This is a genomic window from Lysobacter oculi, from assembly GCF_003293695.1.
Lineage (GTDB): Bacteria > Pseudomonadota > Gammaproteobacteria > Xanthomonadales > Xanthomonadaceae > Solilutibacter > Solilutibacter oculi.
Map to the genome: position 1 here is coordinate 1773213 of NZ_CP029556.1, position 24025 is coordinate 1797237.

The window sequence follows — 24025 nt, forward strand, 5'->3', positions numbered from 1 at the left end:
CATCCCGTGGAAGAGTTGACCTTGCGCGCAGACAGAAACCCTGTTGCCATAGCCGGAACGAACAAAACTGCGTGGCTCCATGGACATCGGACACTTCCTTAAACTCATGACTGAGAAGCACGGGTCGGACATGTTCCTGTCCACCGGTGCGCCCATCCACATCAAGGTGGAAGGCAAATTGTACCCGCTCGGCACCACCAGCCTGCCGCCCGGGCTGGTCGAGCGCATCGCCTACTCGCTCATGGACCGCGAGCAGATCGAGGCGTTCGAGCGCGACATGGAGCTGAACATGGCCATGGCGATCCACGACGCCGGCCGTTTCCGCGTGAACGTGTTCAAGCAGCGTGGCGAGGTCGGCATGGTCATCCGCGCCATCCGCACCGATATCCCGAGCATCGAGGACCTGCAGCTGCCGCAGGTGCTGAAGGACGTCATCACCTCGCCGCGTGGCCTGGTGCTGGTGGTGGGTTCGACCGGCTCGGGCAAATCGACCACGCTGGCGTCGATGATCGACCACCGCAATAACAACATGACCGGCCACATCCTCACCATCGAGGACCCGATAGAGTTCCTGCACCGCCACAAGCGTTCGCTGGTCAACCAGCGCGAGGTCGGCATCGACACCCACAGCTTCCACGAGGCGCTGAGGAATGCCATGCGCGAGGCGCCCGACGTCATCCTCATCGGCGAGATCCTCGATGCCGCGACGATGGAAGCCGCGATCACCTTCTCCGAGACCGGCCACCTCTGCCTCGCCACCCTGCACTCCAACAACGCCGACCAGGCGCTGGAGCGCATCCTCAACTTCTTCCCCGAGGCGGCGCACAAGAACGTGCTGATGAACCTCTCGCTCAACCTCAACGCGGTGATCTCGCAGCGTCTGGTGAAGGGGGTGGACGGCAAGCGCCTGCCGGCGGTGGAGGTGCTGCTCAATACCCCGCACATCCGCGACCTGATGCGCCGCGGCGAAGTGCACAAGATCAAGCCGGCGATGGAGGAGTCGCTGTCCGAGCAGATGCAGACCTTCGACCAGGCCCTGTTCGACATGCAGAAGCAGGGCAAGATCGGGATGGAGGAAGCGCTGCGCGCCGCGGATTCACGCGAAGGCCTTGCCCTCAAGTTCCGTTTGTCCGAAGGCAGCACCGGCGAGCACGATGCCTACGCGGATGTCTTCACCAGCAAGGCACCGGGCATCTCGCAAGGCTTCGACGACACCAACTTCTGACGTACCGGGATGCGGCTTCGGCCGCATCGCAGGGCTTCAGGCCGCGTCGGGCTGGCTCTCGGGCCGCGCGACATCGAACGCCGGCAGCGCGAGGCAGTTCGCATCGATGCGCACCAGCGTCGGATAAGGCGACAGATCCAGTGCAAAGCGGCGCGCGTTGTAGAGCTGTGGCACCAGGCAGCAGTCGGCGATCGTCGGCGTTTCACCGTGACAGAACGTGCCGGTGCCCGGCGCATCGGCGAGCATCGCCTCCATGGCGGCGAATCCCTCGCGCATCCAGTGCAGCACCCATGTATCGATGGCCGGCTGTTCCAGCGCGTTCTCACGTTTGAGGTACTGCAGCACGCGCAGGTTGTTCAGCGGGTGGATGTCACAGGCGATCAGCATCGCCAACGACCGCACCCGCGCGCGACCACGCGCATCCGCAGGCAGCAGCGCCGGCTTCGGAAACACTTCGTCCAGGTATTCGAGGATCGCCAGTGATTGGGTGATGCGGCGTTCGCCATCCACCAGCATCGGCACCAGTTCCTGCGGATTGAGCGCGCGATAGTCTTCGGCGTGCTGCTCGCCGCCGTCACGCACCAGGTGCACGGGGCGGGTTTCGTAGACCAGCCCCTTGAGATTGAGCCCGATGCGCACGCGATACGCCGCGCTGGATCGCCAGTAGGAATACAGCGTCAGCGCGTCGTTCATCGCATCCTCCTCAGGGCGCAGGCTGGCGTTCTATCACCTGTTCGATGGCGCCGAAGATGCTGCGGCCATCGTGATCGAGCATCTCCACGCGCACGCTGTCGCCGAACGACATGAAGGGCGTGATCGGCTTGCCGGTTTCCAGCGTCTCGATGGTGCGGCGTTCGGCGAAGCACGATGCGCCGCGCGACGTGTCCTCGTTGGCGATGGTGCCGGAGCCGACGATGGTGCCGGCCGACAGCGGACGCGTCTTCGCCGCATGCGCCACCAGCTGCGCGAAGCTGAACTGCATGTCCTCACCCGCTTCCGGCGCACCGAACCACTCGCCATTGATGTGCGTCAGCAGCGGCAGGTGCAGCTTGTCGTCGCGCCAATCGCCGCCCAGCTCATCGGGCGTCACGAACACCGGCGACAGCGCCGAACGCGGCTTCGACTGCAGGAAGCCGAAGCCCTTCGCCAACTCGCCCGGAATCAGGTTGCGCAGCGAGACATCGTTGACCAGCCCGACCAGCTGGATGTGCGATGACGCCTGCTCCGGCGTGACGGCCATCGGCACGTCATCGGTGACCACCACGATCTCCGCCTCGAGGTCGATACCGTAAGCCTCATCGACCACCTTCACCGGATCGCGCGGGCCATAGAAGCCGGCACTCACCGCCTGGTACATCAGCGGATCGACGTAGAAACTCTCCGGCACCTCGGCGCCACGCGCGCGGCGCACGCGCTCGACATGCGGCAGATAGGCGCTGCCATCGACGAACTCATACGCACGCGGTAGCGGCGCGGCCAACAGCTGCAGGTCGATGTCGAAAGCGCCTTCGGCCTGCCCTTCGTTGAGCTGCACATAAAGCGCGTTGAGGCGCGGCGCGATGTTGCTCCAGTCTTCCAGCGCCTGCTGCAGGGTCGATGCGATGCCGGTGGCGCGCACGCCGCGCGCGAGGTCGCGGGAGACGACGATCAGCGTGCCGTCGCGGCCGCCTTCCTTCAGTGAGCCCAGCTTCATCCGATGTCCGCCTGATGGGAAAACGCCATTCTCCCATACGCGCTTGAGCGTTCGCGAACGGTCAGACCTCGTCCTGGAAACCGCCGGCGCGATAGGTCAACACGAGAGTGTCGCGATGGCCGGTCACGCCTTCGTCTGCGGGCTGGATCGGCGTGGATTCATGGATGACGCGCGGGTCGTCGAGCAGCATCAGGCTCCACGGCGCTTCCAGCGTGAAGCGCAGGCCGTTCGGTCCATCGGCTTCGAACACGCGCGTCTCGCCGCCCTTGATCCGGTGCCGCGCCAGCAGGAAGACCGCGACGAAATCGACGCCATCGCGATGCGCGCCTTCCGGCGTCGGCCGGCCGATGCCATCACTGGTATCGATGCGGAACTGGTGCGCCTCCACCGACCAGCGATGCGGGCCGCGCACCTGATCGCAGATGCCGGCGATCGAGGTGATGACGCGGTTCCACGCTGGCTGCGCGCGGGTGGCATCGAGCACCGGCGCGAACCAGCGCAACATCCCGCCATGCAGCGCGTTGTAGTCAAGCGACTGCCAGTGCGCGCGATGCGGCACATCCTCCAACAGGCCTTTCTCGCTGCGATAGCTCGCGTGGCGTCGGTAGCGGTAGCGGCCGCCATCGCGCAGGTAGTCGTCGGGCGGCAGGTCGTCCCATGCCGGCAGCAGCGCGTGCAACTCGGCAGCCGAACATCCCGTCAGCTGCTGCACATCGCCCGGTGTCAGCAATGCATATCCCTTCGTCGCCATGTCGGCCAGGAGTGACTGCGGCGAGGAAAACGGCGGTTGGAACATCGACTCACTCCGGCAGCTGCAACGGCATCCCGCGAAAACGAAAAAGCCCGCCAAAGGCGGGCTTTTCGTCGATCGTCCCGGACAGCGCGTGGGAGGATCCTGGTTTGGCAGCCCCGGATGGATTCGAACCACCGAATGCCTGAGTCAGAGTCAGGTGCCTTACCGCTTGGCGACGGGGCTATGGAGCGATTATAGCGGCTTGCGTTTCCGAAAGAACCCCGAAGCGGGTCTTCCAAGGAAGCGCGTAGACAATCGTTCGCTGGCTAGGCGTGGTAGCGCAGCCTGTACTGACGGTACAGGCAAGCTGCCACAACAACGCCAGCGGACGAGTGGCTTAGCGCTTCGAGAACTGCGTGGCGCGACGCGCCTTGTGCAGGCCGACCTTCTTACGCTCGACTTCGCGGGCGTCGCGGGTCATCAGGCCGGCCTTGCGCAGCTCCGACTTGAGGGTTTCGTCGTACTCGACCAGCGCGCGGGCGATGCCGAGGCGGATCGCACCGGCCTGGCCGGTGGTGCCGCCGCCGGCCGCGGTGGCGACCACGTCGAACTTGTCGGTCGACTGGGTCAACTCAAGCGGCTGGCGCACGATCATGCGCGCGGTCTCGCGGCCGAAAAACTCGTCCAGCGGACGGCCGTTGACGGTGATGTTGCCCTCGCCCTTGCGCAGGAACACGCGGGCGGTGGAGGACTTGCGACGGCCGGTGCCGTAATTCTGCTGAATTGCCATGGTTTCGACCTTAGATGTCCAGGACCTGCGGCTGCTGCGCCGCGTGCGGGTGCTCGGAGCCCTTGTAGACCTTGAGCTTCTTGAACATCGCGCGACCGAGCGGGTTCTTCGGGAGCATGCCCTTGACCGCGATCTCGATGACGCGCTCGGGATGGCGCTCCAGCGCCTGGCCCAAGGTCTCGGTCTTGAGGTTGCCGATGTAGCCGGTGAAGCGGTGGTACTTCTTGTCGGCCAGCTTGTTGCCGGTCACGACGATCTTCTCGGCGTTGATGACGACCATGTAGTCGCCGGCATCGACGTGCGGCGTGTAGATCGGCTTGTGCTTGCCGCGGAGGCGGTGGGCCAGTTCGGCGGAGAGGCGGCCGAGGGTCTTGCCTTCGGCGTCAACGACGTACCAGTCGCGCTGGACGGTCTCGTTCTTGGCGGTATAGGTCTTCATGATGTCGCTCTGTGGTGACTGGTCGGGGTGGTTGCGCGGGCCTGGGGCCTGCGGAACTTCGCCACGCGTTGTATTGCTGACAGGCAGCAAAGAGGCGGGATTGTAGCCACCTGGTCCGGGCGGCGCAAGCCCCGGGTTCCCGGCCATCCCCCGGGTCCCGGCATGGCGCAGAATGCGGGCATGGACAACATCCGCCGACTCAGCCCGCTCGACCGCCTGCTCGCCGGCGGCCAGAACGCCCTGGAAACGGTGTTCGGCCAGCCGCTGGCCGAGCGCGAAAGCCCTGCCGCATCCTGTCCGGACGTGGTGATGGCGGAAGCCCAACGCCGCCACGCCGCCGGCCTGATGCGCATCAACCACGTCGGCGAGGTCTGCGCGCAGGCGCTCTACATCGGCCAGGCCACGGTCGCGCGCGAGCCCGCCACCCGCACCCAGCTCCTGCACGCGGCGCAGGAGGAAACCGATCACCTCGCCTGGTGCGCCGAACGGCTGGACGAACTGGGCAGCCGCACCAGCCTGCTCAACCCGCTCTGGTACGGCGGCAGCTTCGCGATCGGCGCGTTGGCCGGCCTGCGCGGCGACGGCTGGAACCTCGGCTTCGTGGTCGAGACCGAGCGCCAGGTCGAAGCCCACATCGGCGAACACCTGGCATCGCTCCCACCCGAGGACCTGCGGAGCCGCGCCATCCTCGGGCAGATGAAGGAGGACGAGGCCCGCCACGCGCAGCAGGCGGAAATCGCCGGTGCGCGCACGCTTCCCTTCCCAATCCCCGCGCTCATGGCCGCGGCGTCCAAGGTGATGAAGACGGTGGCCTACCGGATCTGAAACGAAGCCACCTCGCCCTATGAAGAAGGCCGCCCAAGGGCGGCCTTCCTGCTGATGCATCGCGAACGGACCGGAACTCAGTCGGCCAGGTTGCGGCCCTGGTAGAGCTCCTCGATCTCGCGGCGCAGGCGCTGCTCGATCTTCATGCGCTCCTTGAACGACAGGTTCTTCGCCTTCTCCTCGAACAGGTAGTTGTCGAGGTCGAATTCCTTCAGGTGCATCTTGGTGTGGAACAGGGCTTCCTGGTACACGTTGACGTCGAGCATCTCGTAACGCGCCTTGATGTTCTTCGCCAGGTAGTCCTGGATCGAATTGATCTTGTGGTCGATGTAGTGCTTCTTGCCCTTCACGTCGCGGGTGAAGCCGCGCACGCGGTAATCCATCACCACGATGTCGCTTTCCAGCGATTCGATGAGGTAGTTCAGCGCCTTCAGCGGCGAGATGACGCCGCAGGTGGAGACGTCGATGTCGGCTCGGAAGGTCGCGATGCCATTGTCCGGATGCGTTTCCGGATAGGTGTGCACGGTGATGTGCGACTTGTCGAGGTGCGCGACGACGGCGTCGGAAATGATTTCCTTGCCGGCATCCTTCTTGTCGATCACCGGCTGCTCGGAGATCAGGATCGTCACCGAAGCGCCCTGCGGATCGTAGTCCTGGCGCGCGATGTTGAGGATGTTGGCGCCGATGATCTCGGCCACGTCGGTCAGGATCTGGGTCAGTCGATCGGCGTCGTACTGCTCATCGATGTATTCGATATAGCGACGGCGCTCGTCTTCGGACGCCGCATAGCAGACGTCGTAGATGTTGAACGACAGCGACTTGGTGAGGTTGTTGAAACCTTGCAGCTTCAGGCGCGGCAACGGCTTGACCACGGCGGAACTCCACGGGACACGAGGCCGGCATTATGGAGCATCCCCCGCCCGGCCGCCCGTGAGTTTGCCGTGTGCCCTGCGAGCGCCTAAGCTTGGTTGATTCCCGTCCTGCCGGCTTTGAGATGATCCTTCCTGCATCACTCAGCCTGGCGCTGCGTCGCCAGGCCGGTCCCCTCTCCCCCGATGGGCCCACGATCGAACGCTTTCTGCAGCACGCGCAACGCCGCCGCTATCCCTCGCGCACCGACATTTTCCGGCCGGGTGACGCCTCCGGCACCATGTATTACGTGATCGACGGCTCGGTGGCGATCCTGGCGGAAGAGGACGACAACCGCGAGCTGATCCTGGGCTACTTCGGACCCGGCGAATTCGTCGGCGAAATGGGGCTGTTCGGCAACACGCCGCAGCAGCGCGAAGTCACCCTGCGCACGCGCGCCGCCTGCGAACTGGCGGAAATCAACTGCGACCAGTTCCTGCAGCTGATGACCGGCGCACTGGCCGCGGATGCGCCGAAGCTGCTCTACGGCATCGCCACCCAGCTGACCCGCCGCCTGCGCGACACCAGCCGCAAGGCCAGCCGCCTTGCCTTCCTGGACGTGGCCGACCGCATCACCCGCACCCTGCACGATCTGGCCGAGGAGCCGGATGCGATGAGCCACCCGCAGGGCACCCAGCTGCGCATCTCGCGTCAGGAGCTGGCGCGACTGGTCGGCTGCTCGCGCGAAATGGCCGGCCGCGTGCTGAAGAAACTGCAGGCCGACGGCAAGCTGCACGCCCGCGGCAAGACCCTGGTGCTGTACGGCACCCGCTGACGGCACCGCTTCAGCGCCGGAGCAGAGTGATGCATGAGCCGACCGACAACGTGGACCTGCGCAGCGCATCGCTGATGGATGCGGATGATGTCGCGGTCCTGCTGTCGATGCTGGGCTATCCCTGCGACCGCGAGGACGCCAGCGAGCGCATCCATTCGATCATCGCCAACGAACGCCAGGCGCTCGTCCTCGCCCGGCAGGACGGTGCGGTCTGCGGCCTGATCGCCCTCGACTTCATGTACTACCTGCCGCTCGGCACCACCACCTGCCGCATCACCGCGATGGTGGTGACGCCCGACGCGCAGGGCCGCGGCCTCGGCAAGCTGTTGCTGCGCGAGGCCGAACGCCGTGCGCGCACCGGCGGCGCGGCGCGGCTGGAGATCACCAGCGGCTCGCAGCGCACCGAAGCCCACGCGTTCTATCGCGCCTGCGGCTACAGCGACGGCACGGTCCGCTTCGTCAAACACCTCGGAAGCTGATCCGGCCTCAGCCTGCCGCTTCCACCCTGTCGCCCGCACGTCCCGGGCAACCCCAGTTGAGGATCGGCGTGCCGGCGGGCAGGCGCTCGCGGAACATTGCCACCCGCTTCGGCTTCGGGTTGACCACCACCGGCTCGGTCGCGGCCAGCAGCAGCGGCAGGTCGGCGCTGCTGTCGGTATAGGCGCGCCAGATCGGCTGCGTGTAACCGGCCTCGCGGATCATCCGCACCTTCATCTCGTGGTGGCAGTGGCGGATCGCGCCGACCGCGCCGAATTTCGGGCCGACCAGCGTTCCGATCACCGGCACATCCTCATGCGCGACGAAGGCGAGGATCGCGCGGGCCAGTTCCGGCGGCGCACCGGTGGCGACGATGACGCGGTCACCGGCTTCGCGATGGCGATGCAGCACGTCGAGGGCGATCGGCAGCAGCTTCGCCTTGATCGCCTCGGCATTGGCCAGCACGTAGCGGTCGATGAGTTCGTCGAGGTCACGGCGGCGATGCAGGCCCACGGTGCCGGCCCAGACGAAGGCGGAGATGCCGCGCCTGCGCATCGGCAGGAAGGCGATCATCGGCGCGAACAGCGCCAGCAGCAGCGCGAGCAGCTGCCGCCACCACGCGCGGGGGGCGATCAGCCACTTGAACAGATGGGTGCCGGAATCGCCGTCGTAGAGCGTGTGGTCGAAGTCGAAGACGACCAGCGGGCCGTCGGCGCGCGGCGCGGCATAACACGATGGGGCGGGCATCTCGCTCATGCGCCGGAGAATAGCGTGGCGAGCGCTTCGCCCGGCTCGTCGGCGCGCATGAAGGCCTCGCCGACGAGGAAGGCGTCGATGCCGGCTTCGCGCATCCTCTCCACGTCATCGCGGGTGTGGATGCCGCTTTCGGTGACCAGCAGGCGGCCTTCGGGCAGCGCGGGCAGCAAGGCCAGCGTGGTGTCGAGCGAGACCGAGAAATCGCGCAGGTCGCGGTTGTTGATGCCGAGGACCGGCATCCGCCCATGCAGGCCGGGCACCTGCAGCGCACGCGCGTATTCGTCGCCATCGTGCGATTCGATCAGCACGTCCATGCCCAGCGTCAGCGCATGCGCGCTGAGGTGATGCAGCATCACATCGTCCAGCGCGGCGACGATCAGCAGCACGCAATCCGCGCCGAGCACGCGCGCTTCGGTAACCTGGTACGGGTCGATGACGAAGTCCTTGCGCAGCACCGGCAGCCCGCAGGCATTGCGCCCCTGCTGCAGGTAGGCATCGCTGCCCTGGAAGAAATCGACATCGGTCAGCACCGACAGGCAGGCCGCGCCGCCACGCTCGTAGCTTTGCGCGATGGCCGCCGGATCGAAGTCGGCGCGGATCACGCCCTTCGACGGGCTGGCTTTCTTGACCTCGGCGATCACCGCCGCCTCGCCCGCCTCGATCTTTTCGCGCAACGCGGCTTCGAAACCACGCACGGCAGGTGCGCCCGCCAGCTGTTCTTCCAACGCGGCCAGCGGTGCCTGCGCGCTGCGCGCGATCACTTCCTCGCGCTTGCGGCCAAGGATGGCCTGCAACACGTCACTCATGCGTCTTCCCCAGTCGTTGTGTCACCCGGACGAAATGTTCCAGCTTGTCGCGTGCGGCACCGGAGGCGATCGCCTCGCGCGCAAGGCGGATGCCCGCCTCGATGCCTTCCGCGCGACCGCTTGCATGCAGGGCTGCGCCGGCATTCATCACCACGATCTCCGCCGGCAGCCCGGGCGTGCCGGACAGCGCTTCCAGCACGCGATCCTTCGACTCCGCCGCATCGCGTACGCAGAGGTTGCGGGTATGCGCCATCGCGATGCCGAAGTCTTCCGGATGCACGTCGTACTCGCGCACCTCGCCATCGCGCAGCTCGCCGACCAGCGTGGCCGCGCCGAGCGAGAGTTCGTCCATGCCATCGCGCCCCCACACCACCAACGCACGCTTGGCGCCGAGCGCCTGCAGCACGCGCACCTGGATGCCGACCAGATCGGGGTGGAACACGCCCATCAGGATGTTTTCCGCGCCTGCCGGATTGGTCAGCGGCCCGAGGATGTTGAACAGCGTGCGCACGCCGAGTTCGCGGCGCACCGGCGCCACCACTTTCATCGCCGGATGGTGCAGCGGCGCGTACATGAAACCGATGCCGGTTTCGGCAATGCATTCCGCCACCTGTGCCGGCGCCAGTTCGATGTTCGCGCCCAATGCTTCCAGCACGTCCGCGCTGCCGGAACTCGACGACACGCTGCGCCCGCCGTGCTTGGCCACGCGCGCGCCGGCCGCCGCCGCGACGAACATCGACGCGGTCGAGATGTTGAAGGTGTGCGCGCCATCGCCGCCGGTGCCGACGATATCGACCAGATGCGTGCGGTCGGCCACGTCCACCTTGCGCGAGAACTCACGCATCACCGTGGCCGCGCCGGCGATCTCGTCCACCGTTTCCTTCTTGACGCGCAGGCCGGTGAGGATGGCCGCGGTCATCACCGGCGAAACTTCGCCGCGCATCACCTGGCGCATCAGCTCGACCATTTCGTCGAAGAAGATCTCGCGGTGCTCGATGGTGCGCTGGAGCGCTTGCTGCGGCGTGATCGGCATTTCAGCGCTCCAGGAAATTGCGCAGCAACGCGTGGCCGTGTTCGGTCAGGATCGACTCGGGGTGGAACTGCACGCCTTCCACCGGATGCTCGCGATGGCGCAGGCCCATGATCTCCTCCATCGAACCGTCCTCGTTCTCCGTCCAGGCGGTGATCTCCAGCACATCGGGCAGCCTGTCCTTCGCCACCACCAGCGAGTGGTAGCGCGTCGCTTCGTAACCGTCGGGGAGATTCGCGAAGACGCCCCTGCCCTCATGCCGGATGCGCGAGGTCTTGCCGTGCATGATCCGACCCGCGCGCACCACATCGCCGCCATACACCTGGCCGATGGCCTGGTGGCCGAGGCAGACGCCGAGGATCGGAATGCGCCGACCCAGCGTTTCGATGACGTCCGTCGAGATGCCCGCCTCGTTCGGCGTGCACGGGCCGGGCGAAATCACGATCTTGTCCGGTGCAAGGCGCTCGATGTCCGCCACCGTCAGCGCGTCGTTGCGCTCCACCCGCACTTCGGCCCCCAGCGCCTGCAGGTACTGCACGAGGTTGAAGGTGAAGCTGTCGTAGTTGTCGATCATCAGGATCATCGATGCGTCCTCAGAGTCCTTTCGCCGCCTGCGCCACCGCGCGGAACAGCGCGCGTCCCTTGGCCATCGTTTCCTGCCATTCCGCTTCCGGGTCGGAGTCGTGGACGATGCCGGCGCCGGCCTGCACGTGCAGCCGCCCGTCCTGGATCACCGCGGTGCGGATCGCGATGGCGGTGTCGGCATCGCCGTTCCATGCGATGTAGCCGACCGCACCGGAATACACGTTGCGCTTGACCGGCTCCAGGTCGCGGATGACTTCGAGCGCGCGGATCTTCGGTGCGCCCGACACGGTGCCGGCCGGGAACGCCGCGCGCAGCACATCCATATAGGTGAGCCCTTCGCGCAGCCGGCCGGTGACTTCACTGACGATGTGCATGACGTGGCTGTAGCGCTCGATGGTGAAGCTGTCGCCCAGCGCCACGCTGCCCGCCTCGCTGACGCGGCCGACATCGTTGCGGCCCAGGTCGATCAGCATCACGTGTTCGGCGCGTTCCTTCGGGTCGGCCAGCAGTTCGGTTTCCAGCTCGGCATCGCGCGCGGCTGTGTCGCCACGCGGACGGGTGCCGGCGATCGGGCGCACGGTGACTTCGCTGGCGTCCAGGCGCACGAGGATTTCCGGCGAGGAACCGACCACCTGGCAGTCGCCGGTGTCGAGGAAATACATGTAGGGCGACGGATTCATCGCCCGCAGCGCGCGATAGACATCGACCGGGCGTGCGTGGAACGGCACCGACAGGCGCTGCGACAGCACCACCTGGAACACGTCGCCGGCGCGGATGTAGTCCTTCACCTGGCCGACCGCTTCGATGAAACCTTCGCGGGTGAAGCCGCTGGCGAAGTCGGCTTCGTCCAGCACCTTGCCGTGCAGGGTTTCCGGATAGCCGCTGCCGGCCTGGCGCAGGCGGTGCACCAGCGCGTCGAGCCGCCGTTGCGCGCGGGCGTAGGCATGCGGCGCACCGGCTTCGGCGTGGACGATGAGATAGAGCCGGCCCTTGAGGTTGTCGAAGACGGCCAGCTCGTCGCTCTGCATCAGCAGGATGTCCGGCGTGCCGAGTTCGTCGCGCGGATGCGGGGTGGCGAAGCGCGGCTCGATGTAGCCGATGGTCTCGAAGCCGAACCAGCCGACCAGCCCGCCCGCGAAACCCGGCAAGCCCGGCACGTCCGGCACGCGCTGCGCGGCGCGGATCGCTTCGACCTCGGCCAATGGGTCGTCGACGTGGCGACGTTCCACTTCCACGCCGTCCTCGCTCACCCGCAGCTCGAAGCCGTGGAAGGCGTACACGCGCCGTGCCGGCAGCCCGATGATCGACCAGCGCCCGAAGCGTTCGCCGCCTTCGACCGACTCGAACAGATAGCTGTGCGGGCCATCGGCCAGCTTCAGGTAAACGGAGAGCGGCGTGTCCAGGTCGGCCGGGACTTCGCGGACGACGGGGATGAGGGTGTGGCCTTCAGCGGCCAGCTGCTGGAACGTGTCTTCGGAAATCACGCGCATTCTCGGTGGGCAAACGGGAGGGACGACTGGGGGCTGCGGGCCACCATCGCCAGTTGCCGTTGCCAACGATTCGCGCGATTGCGAGGTTCATGCCGGTATTTAGCCACAAGCCGCCCATCCTTCAAAGCGGCGAGGCCCCGGGTCGCTCGCCCCAGGCCGCGTTCGACAGCAGCAAGGAGCCTTCCGGCAGGTGCATGCGCAGGCGGCGCGGCACGCAGTCGATGCGGAAGCCGGTGGCCTGCATCGGTTCGCCGTCCAGGTTGAGCGTGAGCGGCACGGCCGGCGCGATCTCCAGCCATGGCAGGCGCCTGCGCAGCGCGACGCGATCGAGCGCGGCTTCCTTGCCTTCGGCCAGCACGGTGCCGAGCGTCGCGGCAAGTTCGCCGTCGAGCGGCGGGATCACGGTGAGGTCGAGCAGGCCGTCGTCGATGACGGCGTCCGGGCACAGCGCCTGTCCGCCGCCCGCCTGCCGGCCATTGCCGATGCCGAGCGCGATGAAGTCGCCCTGCCATTCGAAGCCGGGCCCACCCAGCCGCGCGTGCTGCGGTTCGATGCGCCCCAGCTTGCCGAGCCCGGTGACCACATAGGCCAGGCCACCGAGCAGGCTCTTCAATGTCTCGTGCGTCTCAACCGTGACCTCGGTGCCGAAACCGCCACTGGCGAGGTTGGCGCACCAGTGTTCGCTGGCGTCGTCGCGGATGCGCAGCAGGTCGATGGCGCGTGGATCGCGCTCGCGGACCATCTGCAAGGCGGCGAGCGGATCCGTCGGGATGCCGGCGGCGGTCGCGAAATCATTGGCCGTGCCCAGCGGCACCAGGCCGATGGCCGGCAATGCATCGGCATCGCGGCCGTCGATGCGGGCCAGCGCGGTGGCGACCGCGCTCAAGGTCCCATCGCCGCCCGCCGCGATCACCGTGTCGACGCCCATCGCCAGCGCTTCGTGGACGAAGCGGACGGCATCGCCCGCCTCCCACGTCACCCGCACGTCGAGCGGCATGCCGGCTTCGCGCATCGCCATGACCGCCGCACGCAAAGCGTCGTCGGCCGCGGCCTTGCCGTTGAGGATGAGCATGGAGACGGAGGGCGGCGCGGACATGGGCGCACGCTAGCGGCAGGTACCCCGGTTCCGCGTGAAGCCGGTCATCAAACGGTCACGCTTGGCCCGGAGCATGGAAGGCCATAGCCAAGGACGAAACGCGGAGGACGGAGCCTCCAACATTTCCCCGACCGGTGCCGAAAGGCGCCGGTTTTTCTTTGCGCTCAGCGCGTGGCGGCGTCCACGGCGGCCTTCATGCGGGCCACGATGTCGCGGTAGTCGGGCTGGCCGAAGATGGCCGAACCGGCGACGAAGGTATCCGCGCCGGCGGCGGCGATCTCGCCGATGTTGTCCGGCTTCACCCCGCCATCGATCTCCAGCCGGATCGCGCTGCCGGACGCGTCGATGCGCTCGCGCACGCGGCGCAGCTTGTCGAGCGTGGACGGGATGAACGCCTGCCCGCCGAAACCGGGATTCACCGACATCAGCAGCACGTAATCGAGTTGGTCGAGGATGTAATCGAGCACCTCGACCGGCGTTGCCGGATTCAGCACCACGCCGGCCTGGCAGCCCAGCGACCTGATCAGCTGGATGCTGCGATGGACGTGGCGGCTGGCTTCCGGATGGAAGCTGATATGCGTCGCGCCGGCCTTGGCGAACATCGGGATCAGCGCATCCACCGGCTCCACCATCAGGTGCACGTCGATCGGCGCGGTGACGCCATGCTTGCGCAGCGCCTCGCAGACCAGCGGCCCGATGGTCAGGTTGGGCACGTAGTGGTTGTCCATCACATCGAAATGCACCCAGTCGGCGCCGGCGGCGAGCACGTTGTCGACTTCCTCGCCCAGCCGCGCGAAATCGGCGGACAGGATGGACGGGGCGATGACGGTGGACTGGCGGCTCATCGGCGCTTTTTCCTCAGGATCTGGATGCGGTCGTAGGCGGTGTTGATCTCGCGCGCCTTCTTCTCGGCCTGCGCGCGCAGTTCGGGCGCGGCGTCGGCGTACCTGTCGGGGTGGTATTGCGAGATAAGGCGGCGGTAGGCCAGCTCGATCTCGGCGTCGCTGGCTTCGCGGGTCAGGCCGAACACGCGATACGGCTGCTGGCGCGCGCCCAGGCCGAACCAGTCGGCATCGAAGGCATGGCCCACCAGCACGCCAATGGCGAGGCCGAGCAGCGGATTGCCGCGCAACAGCAGGATGCCCGCGATGGCGCCGAGCAGTTTTCCGTACCAACGTTCCATCGGCCCAGTTTACCCGCTGGAAAGCCGTAAACTGGCCGCCCGCACAGGAGCTCAGCGCTTGGCCACGACCCTCGTCCAATCCGACCTGCCCGGCCTCGCCCTGCGTCATCGCGGCAAGGTGCGCGATGTCTTCGACCTCGGCGACGGCCGTTTGCTGATGGTCGCGACCGATCGCCTGTCCGCCTTCGACGTGGTGCTGCCGGACCCGATCCCCGGCAAGGGCGAGATGCTTACGCAGATCAGCAATTTCTGGTTCGACCGGACCGCCGGCCTCATCCCCAACCATTTGACCGGGGATGATGTCGCTTCGGTGTTGCCGGCGGGCGTGGATGCCGCGCTGTACGCGAAGCGCGCGGTGGTGACGAAGAAATTGAAGCCGGTGGCGGTGGAATGCATCGCGCGGGGCTACATCATCGGCAGCGGCTGGAAGGACTACCGCGCGACCGGTGCGGTCAGCGGCATCCGCCTGCCGGAAGGCCTGCAGCAGGCGCAGCAGCTGGCGGAACCGATCTTCACCCCTTCGACGAAGGCGGCGGTCGGCGACCATGACGAGAACATCGACTTCGACACCGCCGTCAACACGGTGGGCCGCGAGATGGCCGAAGCCGTGCGCGGCGCCACGCTCCGCCTCTACACCTTCGCGCGTGACTACGCGGCCGAACGCGGCATCATCCTGGCCGATACCAAGTTCGAGTTCGGCACCGACGAGGACGGCACGCTCTACGTCATGGACGAGATGCTGACGCCCGATTCCAGCCGCTGGTGGCCGGCCGACGAATACGCTGTCGGCAGCAGCCCGCCGAGCTACGACAAGCAGATCGTCCGCGACCACCTGGAGACGCTGGACTGGGACAAGACGCCGCCGGGCCCGCGCCTGCCGGCGGATGTCATCGAGCGCACCCGCGCGCGTTACGCCGAGGCGCTGGAACGCCTGGCCGGGATCCGGGTCGACTGAGATGCCGCGCATCGCCGACACCGCCGAGCGCGCGATCGACCGCTGGTTCGCCAGTTATTCCGGCGACCATCGCAACACGCTCAACCAGTGGCTGCACGTGGTGTGCGTGCCGCTCATCCTGTGGTCGGTGATCGCGCTGCTGTGGTGCATCCCGGTGCCGGGCACGCTGTTCGGGCCGGGCGCATTCGCCGCGCTGGCGATGTTCATGACCTGGTCGTTCTATTACCGCCACTCTCGCACGCTCGGCATGGGCATGCTGCTGTTCTTCGTGCTGATCTCGTGGACCACGCGCTGGCTGCATCTTGAACTCGGCGGCGCGGGCCTCGCCAAGCTGGCGCTCGCGGTGTTCGTGGTGGCGTGGATCGGCCAGTTCATCGGCCATCATTTCGAAGGGCGGCGCCCGTCCTTCCTCACCGACATCACCTATCTGTTGATCGGCCCGGTCTGGGTGCTCAACAAGCTCTACCGCACGCTCGGCTGGAAGTACTGATGCACGGCGAGCTCGGGCGGCGCGACCTGGCGCTGCTGCTCGCCGTCTGCCTGGTGTGGGCGCTGAACTTCCTGATGTCGGCGCTTGGCCTGCGCGAGATTCCGCCGTTCACCTTCACCCTGCTGCGTTTCGCGATCCTGCTGCTGGCGCTGGTCGCCTTCATGAAGCGGCCACCGGCTGAACAGTGGGGACGGCTGGCGGCGGTGTCGCTGCTGGTCGGCGTGCTGCATTTCGGTTTGAGCTTCCTGGCGCTGCGGCTGTCGGGCGACCTGTCATCGCCGGCCATCGTCATGCAGAGCTATATCCCGATGACGACGCTGCTGGCGTGGTGGTGGCTGGGCGAGCGCTTCCGCTGGTGGACCGGCGTGGCGATCGCGCTGAGTTTCGCCGGCGTGCTGGTGCTCGGCTTCGACCCGCACGTGCTGTCGCGTCCGATGGCCTTGTTCACCATGCTGCTCTCGGCGCTGGCGCTCGCCATCGGCACCATCTTGATGAAGGGGCTGCGCGGCATCGACATGCCCAGCCAGCAGGGTTGGATGGCGGCGTTCAGCCTGCTGCCATTGCTGCTGGTGAGCCTGTGGCTGGAACCGGGCGCGCTGGCCACGCTGCCGCAGGTGAGCGCGGTCGCCTGGGCGGGTGCGGCGTATGCGGCACTCGCCTCCTCGCTGCTCGGCCATGGCATCTATTACATGCTGGTGCAGCGCCACCCGATGGCCGTGATGATGCCGTGGTTGCTGCTGGTACCGGTGTTCGCGGTCGCCTTGGGCATCATGTTCTGGGGCGACCGGCCCGGCACGCGGCTGTGGATCGGCGGCGCGATGGTGCTCGGCGGCGTCTTCATCATCGCGGTGCGGCAACGCTTGAAGGCGCAGGCCGCGAAGGCCTGAGCCGAAGCCGCATCACCCCGGCAACAACGTCAATCGCGCGAAACGGCCGCCCGCTTCGGCAGGGTGATGCGCAGCCAGACATAGCCGGCGATGGCCGCGCAGACCGAGGCCGCGAGGATGCCGAGCACGCTTTCGCCCAGCACGTCGCCGTCATCGCTATAGGCCAGGCCGGCGATGAACAGGCTCATGGTGAAACCGATGCCGCACAGCAGCCCCAGGCCGACCAGCGCGCGGCCGTTCATGCCCTCGGGCATCTTCGACAGGCCGGTCCATTTGCACAGCAGCGCGGCGCCGATGATGCCGATCGGCTTGCCGACCACCAGGCCCAGCGCGATGCCGAGCGGCACCGGGTCGAGCGCGTCCTTGAGCTTGATGTCGCTGAGCATCAGGCCGGCGTTGGCGAAGGCGAACACCGGCAGGATCAGGTAGGCCACCCACGGGTGCAGTGCGTGTTCGAGATGTTCCAGCGGCGAATGCTCGACCGCGTCATCGACATCATTCCAGCGGTCGTAGTGCGGGATCATCAGGCCGGTGATGACGCCGGCCAGCGTCGCGTGCATGCCCGACTTCAGCACGCAGACCCAGACCACCACGCCGAGCAGCAGGTAAGGCGTGAGCGCCATCACCCGCCGGCGGTTGAGCATGTACATCACCGCGACCGCAAGGCCCGCCCACAGCAGCGCCGTCATCGACAGGCTGGCGGTGTAGAACAGCGCGATGATGAGGATGGCGACCAGGTCGTCGATCACCGCAATGGTCGAGAGCAGCAGCTTCATCGACGCCGGCACGCGCGAACCCAGCAGCGACAGGATGCCGAGCGCGAAGGCGATGTCGGTCGCCGCCGGAATCGCCCAGCCCTGCATCGCGATGGGATCGCCCCGGTTGACCCACCAGAACAGGATCGCCGGCACCGCGACGCCGCAGATCGCGCAGACCACCGGCAGGGTCACCTGCCGCAGCGTGGAAAGCTGGCCCGAGAGCGCCTCGCGCTTGATCTCCATGGCGACCAGCAGGAAGAAGATCGCCATCAGGCCGTCGTTGATCCACAGCAGCAGCGGCTTGGCGATTTCCAGCGCACCGACCTTCACCGCCACCGGCAGGTCGCGGAAGCCGTCGTAGGCTTCCTCCAGCGGCGAGTTGGCGAAGACCAGCGCCAGCACCGCCGCGATGATCAGCAGGATGCCGCCTGCGGCCTCCAGCCGCAGGAATTCCGTCATGGCGTGGACCGCGCGATGCGGCAGTTCCGCGACCGCGCCGAACAGGCCGCGCGATGATCCGTGATGTCTGCTCATGGACCGATTGTAAGCGGCGACCGCGCACGCGCAGCCCGGCGGACGCCACCCGCTGCCATCCGCATGGCGCTACGCCTGGGTGGATGCGTCAGGAACAGCCCTCGACGTAATCCGCGTACGGCGGCACGCCGACGCGCCATTCCTTGACCTTGGCACCATTACCCTTGCCATCGGTCTCGAAGATCAGCACGCCCTTGCCGCCCGATGCATCCTTGATCCGCAGGTATTCGCCATCGGTGTACTTGTGCGGCTGCGCCTCGACGCGGCCGGCGTAGAGCTTGGTGATCTCGGCCTTGCCCATGCCGACCTTGCCGCCACCCGGCGCGGCGAACTTGGCGTTCTCCACGCCATAGCGCACGAACTTGCCGTCGCCGATCATGAAATTGAATTCCGAAGGCGTCTTCACCCAGGTCGGGGTCATGAAGTAACAGGTCGGATTGAAGTCCTTGCCTTCGGTCTTGAGCTCGCCGCCCCAGGCCTTCGCCATGCCATCGGCCGGCGTGCCGAAGGCGACATCGCCATAACCGCTCCACTTCGACAGGTAGAGGTCGCCATCGGGCGGGGTCGCGGGTGCTTCGGGTGCGGGGGTGATCGGCGGCGTGTTGCCGTCGGTCATCGGCGGCGGTGCGTCCTTCGGGACCTCGGCCGGCGGAGTGGCGGCATCGTCCGCAGGCGCGGAGGCGGCGGGATCACCGGCAGGCGCACAGGCCGCCAGGCCCAACAGGCAGGCGGCGGCGAGCGCGTGCGGCAGGATGCGCGGGAAACGGGGTGCGTTCATGGGCAAAGCCTCGCTGGGGAACGCGGGCCACCCTAGCCAGCCGCCGTGAACCGGGCGCGAAACACGCGCGCCACGGTTCAATTTCCGGCCTCAGCGGGGCGGCGTGAACTGCTTGCGCAGCCCTTCCCAGCACGCGGTGTAGTCGCGCTGCCGATGCGGCGCGTCGATGGCCTGCACGGTTGGGCGGATCACCCCGCGCGACTCGAACATGAAGGCCATCGTGTCCTGGATGTAATCCGGCTTGGAGGTGTCGATGCTGGACGCCTTGTCGAACGTCGCCGCATCCGGCCCGTGTCCGGTCATGCAGTTGTGCAGCGAGCAGCCGCCGGGCGCGAAGCCTTCCGCCTTGGCGTCGTAGGCGCCATCGATCAGGCCCATGAACTCGCTGGCAATGTTGCGGTGGAACCACGGCGGACGGAACGTGTCCTGCATCGCCAGCACGCGCGGCCCGAAGATCACGAAGTCCAGGTTGCCGACGCCGGGCGTGTCGGTCGGCGAGGTCAGCACCAGGAAGATCGACGGATCGGGATGGTCGAAGCTGATCGAACCGATGGTGTTGAACTTGCGCAGGTCGTATTTGTACGGCACGTGGTTGCCGTGCCAGCCGACCACGTCGAGCGGCGAGTGGCCGATGTCGGCGCGCCACAGGTGGCCCTGGAATTTGGCAACGAGTTCGAACTCGCCTTCGACATCCTCATAGCTCGCGCACGGCGTCAGGAAGTCGCGGGGATTGGCCAGGCCATTGCTGCCGATCGGCCCCAGGTCCGGGATGCGCAGGAAGGCGCCGAAGTTCTCGCAGACGTAGCCGCGCGATGCGCCATCGGGTAGTTCCACGCGGAAGCGGATGCCGCGCGGGATCACCGCCACTTCCTGCGGCTCGACCTCCAGCACGCCGAGTTCGGTGGCGATGACGAGCCGGCCCTGCTGCGGGACGATCAGCATCTCGCCGTCGGCATCGTAGAACCAGCGGCCTTCCATCGAAGCGTTCGCCGCGTACAGGTGGATGCCGATGCCGACGCCCGCGCTCGGCGCGCCGTTGCCGGCCACGGTGAACAGGCCGTCGATGAAATCCACCGGCGTCTCGGGCAGCGGGATCGGGCTCCAGCGCAGCTGTTCGGGCGTCACCGGTCCACTGCCGAAGTCGTTGTGGAAATGATTGTGGTGCATCAGCGTCAGTTCGCCGTGCATCGCCGCCGGGCGGATCCGGTACAGCCAGCTGCGGCGGTTGCTGTGTCGCGGCGCGGTGAACGCGGTGCCGCTGATCTGCTCGGCGTACAGGCCGTGCGCGACGCGCTGCGGCGAGTTGCGCCCGTCCGGCAGCGTGCCGGGGATCGCCTCGGTGGCGAACTCGTTGCCGAAGCCCGACATGTAGCCCGTCTGCATCGCGCGCGCGCCGTCGTGGCGCGGCATCGGCACCACATTGCTGTCGTTGCTGCCCATCTCGTGCTCCTTACAGGACGCCGCGCTTCATCTGGTCGCGTTCGATCGACTCGAACAGCGCCTGGAAATTGCCTTCGCCGAAACCTTCGTTGCCCTTGCGCTGGATGATCTCGAAGAAGATCGGCCCGAACGCGTTCTGGGTGAAGATCTGCAGCAGCTTGCGCTGCTTGGTCTCGGGGTCGGCGTCGATCAGGATCGCGTTCCTGCGCAGGCGCGGCACGTCCTCGCCGTGGCCGGGCACGCGCATGTCGATCACGTCGAAATAGGTGTCGGGCGTGTCGAGGAAGGCGACGCCCGCTTCGCGCATCGCTTCCACCGTGTCGTAGATGTTGTCGGTGAACAACGCGATGTGCTGGATGCCTTCGCCCTTGTAGTCACGCAGGTATTCGTTGATCTGGCTCTTCTCGTCGCTCGATTCGTTGAGCGGGATGCGCACGATGCCGTCCGGCGCGGTCATCGCCTTCGACAGCAGGCCGGTCTTGGCGCCCTTGATGTCGAAGTAGCGGATCTCGCGGAAGTTGAACAGCTTCTCGTAGTAGTCCGACCACTTCTGCATGTTGCCGAGGAACAGGTTGTGGGTCAGGTGGTCGATGAAGGTCAGCCCGAAACCCGGCGGGTGCTGGTCCACGCCTTCCAGCGGCAGGAAGTCGGCGTAGAGCGCGTCGTCGCCGTCATCGACCAGGTACAGCATGCAGTCGCCGATGCCCTTGATCACCCGCGCATCGACGGCTTTCGTTTCCGGCTTGAAGTCGATCTCGGCGCCGCCATTGGCGAGCACGTGCTTGAGCACGTCGGCGGTCGGCTTCTGGAAGCGGATCGCGAAGCCGCAGGCCGAGGGGCCATGCGCTTCGGCGAAATGCGAGGCGAAGGAATCGCCCGTTTCGTTGAGCAGGAAGGTGATCCGGCCCTGGCGGAACAGGGTGATGTCGCGGTCCTTGTGCCTGGCCACAGCGGTGAAGCCGAGGTTGCGCAGGTAGCTGCGCATGGCCTCGCCCTGCCCGGCCGGCGCGGCGAATTCGACGAACTCGAACCCGTTGATGCCCATCGGGTTCTCGAAGGTGGTGACGGTCATGCCGAAATCGGGCTGGGCGTTCATGGCGGCTCCTGCGGATGCGTGGGGGCGACGGCGCGGACTTGCGCGGCGAAGGCGTCCGTTATAGTTTCAGATGAAACCATTTTCAAGCTGCGGTGCGGTATGGCAACGACAGGCAAGGCGCCCGGCAAGACCCTCGCCGGTCAGGATGGCAGCGGCGTGGCAACGCTCGAACTGGAGCGTTTCCTGCCCTATCGCCTGTCGCTGCTGTCGAACCGGATCAGCCAGACCATCGCCGATCTGTATGCCGACCGCTTCGGCATCGGCGTCACCGAATGGCGGGTGATCGCGGTGCTTGGCCGCTACGCCGGCCTGTCCGCCAACGAGGTCGCCGAACGCACCGCAATGGACAAGGTGGCGGTGAGCCGGGCCGTCGCGCGTCTGCTGGAACGCGGCCTCATCGAACGCGATACCCACGGCGACGACCGCCGCCGCTCGGTGCTGGCCTTGTCGGGCGAAGGGCTGGCCGTGCATGCGCAGGTCGCGCCGCTGGCACTCGACATCGAACAGCGCCTGCTGGCCGGGCTGGACGCCGAAGAACGCGGCCAGCTGCAACGCCTGCTGGACAAGCTGGGCGACGGCATCGGCCGGCTGGAATCGAGCGGCGGTTGAATCCCCCGCCCGCAGGCGCCGGCGCCACGGCGGCGTGGCCGCACCGCGGAAACGGAAACGGCGGCCCGGAGGCCGCCGTCCCGTCGATGCCTGGCGGGGCGGTTACTTCACGCCGGGCATGAGGCGCTGCACCAGCGGAGCCGCGAGGAAGAACAGCGCGCCCACGATCAGGCCGGCCCAGATCAGCCAAGTGAACGTGCTCGCATACTGGCCCAGCTCGCACTGCATCTTGGCCGCGCCCTGCAGGGCGGCATCGCACACCGGACCCTCGCCATGGCCGCCACCACCGGTGGCGATCGCCGAGATGCGGCCGGCCAGATAGTTGGCCACGGCGGTGGCCAAGAACCAGCCGCCCATCGCGAGGCCGACGTTCTTCTGCGCCGACAGCTTGGTCACCATCGAAAGGCCGATCGGCGACAGGCAGAGCTCGGCCATCGTGTGGATCAGATAGAGCGCCGCAAGCCAGACCCAGGCGATCTTCACGCCATGCGCCATCGCCCCCTTCATCGCCCACACGATCACCGCGAAGCCGAGCGCGAGCCCCACCAGCGCCAGCGCGAACTTGCGCGGGATCGACGGGTTCATATTGATCTTGTCCAGCTTCGGCCACATCGCCGCGAACACCGGCGCCAGCAGCAGGATGAAGATCGAGTTTGCCGACTGGAACATGGTGAAGTGGAACGGCGCATCCACGTAGTCCTGGGCCAGGAAGTTGAGCGAGGCACCGGCCTGCTCGAACAGGGCCCAGAACAGGATGTTGGCGGCGAACAGGATGAACATGGCGACGTACCGCTTGCCCTGCTCGCTGCTTTCCGCATAGCCGCTCCAGATCAGGTAGATCGCCAGGACCGCGAACAGGCCCAGCAGCAGGATGCCCAGGATCGCACTCTGCGCCAGCAGGAAATACACCACCGGCACCAGCAGGGCCGCGCCGATGATGACCTTGACCACCGGCCCCCAGCCCTGGTGCTGCGGCGGCGTGACGCCGACATGGCCCAGCATCCCGCGGCGGAACTGGAACACCACCACGCCGAAGATCATGCCGATGGCGGCCGCCAGGAAGCCGTACTGGTAACCGAACCTGGCGCCGATCAGCGTGCCGCAGACGATGGGGGCGAGGAACGCACCCGCGTTGATGCCCATGTAGAAGATGGTGAAGCCCGAGTCGCGGCGCGCGTCGGAGGGCGCATAGAGCTTGCCGACCATCGCCGAGATGTTGGGCTTGAACAGCCCGTTGCCCACGACCACGATGGAAAGGCCGATCAGGAACCACTGCATCTCCGGCAGGATGAGCAGGAACAGGCCCAGCCCCATCAGCAGGCCGCCGACAATGATCGAACGCTGATAGCCGAGGTAACGGTCGGCGATCATGCCGCCGAGGACGCCGGTGGCGTAGACCAGCGAGGTGAAGCCGCCATAGACCAGCGACGCCTCCTTCTTGGCCTCGCCTTCCGGCAGATGGGCGAAGAACTGCGCCGCCACATAGACCGCCAGCAGGGCGCGCATGCCGTAATAGGCAAAGCGTTCCCACAGTTCGGCGGTGAACAGCATCCACAACTGCTTGGGATGCCCCATCAACTCCCCCGGCGGGGGCGGGACGAACGGTTCGTTACTGTTGGCAGCGGCTCCGCTCATGCGGCCTCCCCTTGGTGCTACGGAAAAAGAC

Annotated in this window: 27 protein-coding genes and 1 tRNA gene; 8 read left to right on the plus strand and 20 right to left on the minus strand. The window is 66.8% G+C overall.

Features of this window, described 5'->3' with window-relative positions:
* The first annotated feature begins 79 nt into the window (after positions 1-79).
* Positions 80-1225 carry a PilT/PilU family type 4a pilus ATPase gene (locus DCD74_RS08550; RefSeq protein WP_112926946.1) on the plus strand — a complete coding sequence of 382 codons (1146 nt, stop codon included), beginning with the start codon at positions 80-82 and terminating at the stop codon, positions 1223-1225.
* Positions 1226-1261: 36 nt separating this feature from the next.
* On the opposite strand, the gene maiA is transcribed toward DCD74_RS08550, so the two are convergent.
* The 6 genes from maiA to rplM form a co-directional block, all read right to left on the minus strand.
* A complete protein-coding gene (gene maiA / locus DCD74_RS08555) occupies positions 1262-1918 on the minus strand; it encodes a maleylacetoacetate isomerase (RefSeq protein WP_112926947.1) in 657 nt (218 codons plus the stop codon).
* A 10-nt stretch (positions 1919-1928) separates the two neighbouring features.
* Positions 1929-2918 (minus strand): fumarylacetoacetate hydrolase family protein, encoded by a 990-nt coding sequence (locus DCD74_RS08560; protein ID WP_112926948.1) that lies wholly within the window; start codon positions 2916-2918, stop codon positions 1929-1931.
* Between the two features lie 61 nt (positions 2919-2979).
* Positions 2980-3714: a 2OG-Fe dioxygenase family protein gene (locus tag DCD74_RS08565; RefSeq protein ID WP_112926949.1), complete on the minus strand. Its 735-nt coding sequence runs from the start codon at positions 3712-3714 to the stop codon at positions 2980-2982.
* Between the two features lie 105 nt (positions 3715-3819).
* Positions 3820-3894 (minus strand) — tRNA-Gln (locus DCD74_RS08570).
* A gap of 154 nt (positions 3895-4048) precedes the next feature.
* The gene (rpsI, locus tag DCD74_RS08575; protein WP_112926950.1) at positions 4049-4441 is read right to left on the minus strand and encodes a 30S ribosomal protein S9; all 393 of its coding nucleotides are present in this window, start codon (positions 4439-4441) and stop codon (positions 4049-4051) included.
* Between the two features lie 10 nt (positions 4442-4451).
* The gene (gene rplM / locus DCD74_RS08580) at positions 4452-4880 is read right to left on the minus strand and encodes a 50S ribosomal protein L13 (protein WP_112926951.1); all 429 of its coding nucleotides are present in this window, start codon (positions 4878-4880) and stop codon (positions 4452-4454) included.
* Between the two features lie 180 nt (positions 4881-5060).
* Between rplM and coq7 the strand changes: the two genes are divergently transcribed.
* Positions 5061-5705 carry a 2-polyprenyl-3-methyl-6-methoxy-1,4-benzoquinone monooxygenase gene (coq7, locus tag DCD74_RS08585; RefSeq protein WP_112927753.1) on the plus strand — a complete coding sequence of 215 codons (645 nt, stop codon included), beginning with the start codon at positions 5061-5063 and terminating at the stop codon, positions 5703-5705.
* 77 nt (positions 5706-5782) lie between these two features.
* Here the strand turns inward: coq7 and speD are convergent, their stop codons facing one another.
* Positions 5783-6577, minus strand: a complete 795-nt coding sequence (speD, locus tag DCD74_RS08590; RefSeq protein ID WP_112926952.1) for an adenosylmethionine decarboxylase — start codon at positions 6575-6577, stop codon at positions 5783-5785.
* Between the two features lie 122 nt (positions 6578-6699).
* Between speD and crp the strand changes: the two genes are divergently transcribed.
* Together crp and DCD74_RS08600 are read left to right on the plus strand one after the other, a co-directional pair.
* Positions 6700-7389, plus strand: coding sequence for a cAMP-activated global transcriptional regulator CRP (gene crp / locus DCD74_RS08595; protein WP_112926953.1), 690 nt, complete (start codon positions 6700-6702; stop codon positions 7387-7389).
* A 29-nt stretch (positions 7390-7418) separates the two neighbouring features.
* The gene (locus DCD74_RS08600; protein ID WP_112926954.1) at positions 7419-7868 is read left to right on the plus strand and encodes a GNAT family N-acetyltransferase; all 450 of its coding nucleotides are present in this window, start codon (positions 7419-7421) and stop codon (positions 7866-7868) included.
* Positions 7869-7875: 7 nt separating this feature from the next.
* Here DCD74_RS08600 and DCD74_RS08605 read toward each other — a convergent pair whose 3' ends face one another.
* From DCD74_RS08605 to DCD74_RS08640, 8 genes are all read right to left on the minus strand, one after another.
* A complete protein-coding gene (locus DCD74_RS08605) occupies positions 7876-8613 on the minus strand; it encodes an HAD-IB family phosphatase (RefSeq protein ID WP_112927754.1) in 738 nt (245 codons plus the stop codon).
* Positions 8614-8618: 5 nt separating this feature from the next.
* Positions 8619-9428: an indole-3-glycerol phosphate synthase TrpC gene (gene trpC / locus DCD74_RS08610; protein ID WP_112926955.1), complete on the minus strand. Its 810-nt coding sequence runs from the start codon at positions 9426-9428 to the stop codon at positions 8619-8621.
* Complete coding sequence (gene trpD / locus DCD74_RS08615) at positions 9421-10461, minus strand: anthranilate phosphoribosyltransferase (RefSeq protein WP_112926956.1); 1041 nt, start codon at positions 10459-10461, stop codon at positions 9421-9423. The genes trpC and trpD overlap by 8 nt, the downstream gene beginning before the upstream one ends.
* Before the next feature lies 1 nt (position 10462).
* The gene (locus DCD74_RS08620) at positions 10463-11041 is read right to left on the minus strand and encodes an anthranilate synthase component II (protein ID WP_112926957.1); all 579 of its coding nucleotides are present in this window, start codon (positions 11039-11041) and stop codon (positions 10463-10465) included.
* 10 nt (positions 11042-11051) lie between these two features.
* On the minus strand, positions 11052-12533 hold the full coding sequence (trpE, locus tag DCD74_RS08625) for an anthranilate synthase component I (protein ID WP_407072199.1): 1482 nt from the start codon (positions 12531-12533) through the stop codon (positions 11052-11054).
* Positions 12534-12654: 121 nt separating this feature from the next.
* Positions 12655-13629 (minus strand): lipid kinase YegS, encoded by a 975-nt coding sequence (gene yegS, locus DCD74_RS08630; protein WP_112926958.1) that lies wholly within the window; start codon positions 13627-13629, stop codon positions 12655-12657.
* A gap of 164 nt (positions 13630-13793) precedes the next feature.
* Positions 13794-14474, minus strand: a complete 681-nt coding sequence (rpe, locus tag DCD74_RS08635; protein WP_112926959.1) for a ribulose-phosphate 3-epimerase — start codon at positions 14472-14474, stop codon at positions 13794-13796.
* Positions 14471-14812 (minus strand): J domain-containing protein, encoded by a 342-nt coding sequence (locus DCD74_RS08640; RefSeq protein WP_112926960.1) that lies wholly within the window; start codon positions 14810-14812, stop codon positions 14471-14473. Before DCD74_RS08640 ends, rpe begins: the two co-directional genes overlap by 4 nt.
* A gap of 58 nt (positions 14813-14870) precedes the next feature.
* Between DCD74_RS08640 and DCD74_RS08645 the strand changes: the two genes are divergently transcribed.
* The 3 genes from DCD74_RS08645 to DCD74_RS08655 are packed head-to-tail and all read left to right on the plus strand — an operon-like array spanning position 14871 to position 17144.
* The gene (locus DCD74_RS08645) at positions 14871-15767 is read left to right on the plus strand and encodes a phosphoribosylaminoimidazolesuccinocarboxamide synthase (protein WP_112926961.1); all 897 of its coding nucleotides are present in this window, start codon (positions 14871-14873) and stop codon (positions 15765-15767) included.
* Position 15768: 1 nt separating this feature from the next.
* On the plus strand, positions 15769-16257 hold the full coding sequence (locus DCD74_RS08650; protein ID WP_112926962.1) for an Mpo1 family 2-hydroxy fatty acid dioxygenase: 489 nt from the start codon (positions 15769-15771) through the stop codon (positions 16255-16257).
* The gene (locus DCD74_RS08655) at positions 16257-17144 is read left to right on the plus strand and encodes a DMT family transporter (protein ID WP_112926963.1); all 888 of its coding nucleotides are present in this window, start codon (positions 16257-16259) and stop codon (positions 17142-17144) included. Before DCD74_RS08650 ends, DCD74_RS08655 begins: the two co-directional genes overlap by 1 nt.
* Before the next feature lie 29 nt (positions 17145-17173).
* On the opposite strand, the gene nhaA is transcribed toward DCD74_RS08655, so the two are convergent.
* From nhaA to hppD, 4 genes are all read right to left on the minus strand, one after another.
* Positions 17174-18436: a Na+/H+ antiporter NhaA gene (gene nhaA, locus DCD74_RS08660; RefSeq protein WP_237049570.1), complete on the minus strand. Its 1263-nt coding sequence runs from the start codon at positions 18434-18436 to the stop codon at positions 17174-17176.
* 88 nt (positions 18437-18524) lie between these two features.
* Positions 18525-19214, minus strand: coding sequence for a lectin (locus tag DCD74_RS08665; protein ID WP_237049571.1), 690 nt, complete (start codon positions 19212-19214; stop codon positions 18525-18527).
* 90 nt (positions 19215-19304) lie between these two features.
* Complete coding sequence (gene hmgA, locus DCD74_RS08670) at positions 19305-20597, minus strand: homogentisate 1,2-dioxygenase (RefSeq protein WP_335645455.1); 1293 nt, start codon at positions 20595-20597, stop codon at positions 19305-19307.
* A 67-nt stretch (positions 20598-20664) separates the two neighbouring features.
* Entirely contained in the window at positions 20665-21750 is a 1086-nt protein-coding gene (hppD, locus tag DCD74_RS08675) for a 4-hydroxyphenylpyruvate dioxygenase (protein WP_335645444.1), read from the minus strand.
* 99 nt (positions 21751-21849) lie between these two features.
* Here hppD and DCD74_RS08680 point away from each other — a divergent pair, with 99 nt between their 5' ends.
* On the plus strand, positions 21850-22359 hold the full coding sequence (locus tag DCD74_RS08680) for a MarR family winged helix-turn-helix transcriptional regulator (protein ID WP_112926964.1): 510 nt from the start codon (positions 21850-21852) through the stop codon (positions 22357-22359).
* A gap of 102 nt (positions 22360-22461) precedes the next feature.
* Here the strand turns inward: DCD74_RS08680 and DCD74_RS08685 are convergent, their stop codons facing one another.
* The gene (locus DCD74_RS08685) at positions 22462-23994 is read right to left on the minus strand and encodes a peptide MFS transporter (RefSeq protein ID WP_112926965.1); all 1533 of its coding nucleotides are present in this window, start codon (positions 23992-23994) and stop codon (positions 22462-22464) included.
* Positions 23995-24025: the final 31 nt, after the last annotated feature.

Excerpts from the sequence above, each read along its gene's own strand:
- DCD74_RS08550 (WP_112926946.1), top strand. The coding sequence starts at position 80 with ATGGACATCGGACACTTCCTTAAACTCATGACTGAGAAGCACGGGTCG.
- maiA (WP_112926947.1), bottom strand. The coding sequence starts at position 1,918 with ATGAACGACGCGCTGACGCTGTATTCCTACTGGCGATCCAGCGCGGCG.
- DCD74_RS08560 (WP_112926948.1), bottom strand. The coding sequence starts at position 2,918 with ATGAAGCTGGGCTCACTGAAGGAAGGCGGCCGCGACGGCACGCTGATC.
- DCD74_RS08565 (WP_112926949.1), bottom strand. The coding sequence starts at position 3,714 with ATGTTCCAACCGCCGTTTTCCTCGCCGCAGTCACTCCTGGCCGACATG.
- rpsI (WP_112926950.1), bottom strand. The coding sequence starts at position 4,441 with ATGGCAATTCAGCAGAATTACGGCACCGGCCGTCGCAAGTCCTCCACC.
- rplM (WP_112926951.1), bottom strand. The coding sequence starts at position 4,880 with ATGAAGACCTATACCGCCAAGAACGAGACCGTCCAGCGCGACTGGTAC.
- coq7 (WP_112927753.1), top strand. The coding sequence starts at position 5,061 with ATGGACAACATCCGCCGACTCAGCCCGCTCGACCGCCTGCTCGCCGGC.
- crp (WP_112926953.1), top strand. The coding sequence starts at position 6,700 with ATGATCCTTCCTGCATCACTCAGCCTGGCGCTGCGTCGCCAGGCCGGT.
- DCD74_RS08600 (WP_112926954.1), top strand. The coding sequence starts at position 7,419 with ATGCATGAGCCGACCGACAACGTGGACCTGCGCAGCGCATCGCTGATG.
- DCD74_RS08605 (WP_112927754.1), bottom strand. The coding sequence starts at position 8,613 with ATGCCCGCCCCATCGTGTTATGCCGCGCCGCGCGCCGACGGCCCGCTG.
- trpC (WP_112926955.1), bottom strand. The coding sequence starts at position 9,428 with ATGAGTGACGTGTTGCAGGCCATCCTTGGCCGCAAGCGCGAGGAAGTG.
- trpD (WP_112926956.1), bottom strand. The coding sequence starts at position 10,461 with ATGCCGATCACGCCGCAGCAAGCGCTCCAGCGCACCATCGAGCACCGC.
- DCD74_RS08620 (WP_112926957.1), bottom strand. The coding sequence starts at position 11,041 with ATGATCCTGATGATCGACAACTACGACAGCTTCACCTTCAACCTCGTG.
- trpE (WP_407072199.1), bottom strand. The coding sequence starts at position 12,533 with ATGCGCGTGATTTCCGAAGACACGTTCCAGCAGCTGGCCGCTGAAGGC.
- yegS (WP_112926958.1), bottom strand. The coding sequence starts at position 13,629 with ATGTCCGCGCCGCCCTCCGTCTCCATGCTCATCCTCAACGGCAAGGCC.
- rpe (WP_112926959.1), bottom strand. The coding sequence starts at position 14,474 with ATGAGCCGCCAGTCCACCGTCATCGCCCCGTCCATCCTGTCCGCCGAT.
- DCD74_RS08640 (WP_112926960.1), bottom strand. The coding sequence starts at position 14,812 with ATGGAACGTTGGTACGGAAAACTGCTCGGCGCCATCGCGGGCATCCTG.
- DCD74_RS08650 (WP_112926962.1), top strand. The coding sequence starts at position 15,769 with ATGCCGCGCATCGCCGACACCGCCGAGCGCGCGATCGACCGCTGGTTC.
- DCD74_RS08655 (WP_112926963.1), top strand. The coding sequence starts at position 16,257 with ATGCACGGCGAGCTCGGGCGGCGCGACCTGGCGCTGCTGCTCGCCGTC.
- nhaA (WP_237049570.1), bottom strand. The coding sequence starts at position 18,436 with ATGAGCAGACATCACGGATCATCGCGCGGCCTGTTCGGCGCGGTCGCG.
- DCD74_RS08665 (WP_237049571.1), bottom strand. The coding sequence starts at position 19,214 with ATGAACGCACCCCGTTTCCCGCGCATCCTGCCGCACGCGCTCGCCGCC.
- hmgA (WP_335645455.1), bottom strand. The coding sequence starts at position 20,597 with ATGCAGACGGGCTACATGTCGGGCTTCGGCAACGAGTTCGCCACCGAG.
- hppD (WP_335645444.1), bottom strand. The coding sequence starts at position 21,750 with ATGAACGCCCAGCCCGATTTCGGCATGACCGTCACCACCTTCGAGAAC.
- DCD74_RS08680 (WP_112926964.1), top strand. The coding sequence starts at position 21,850 with ATGGCAACGACAGGCAAGGCGCCCGGCAAGACCCTCGCCGGTCAGGAT.
- DCD74_RS08685 (WP_112926965.1), bottom strand. The coding sequence starts at position 23,994 with ATGAGCGGAGCCGCTGCCAACAGTAACGAACCGTTCGTCCCGCCCCCG.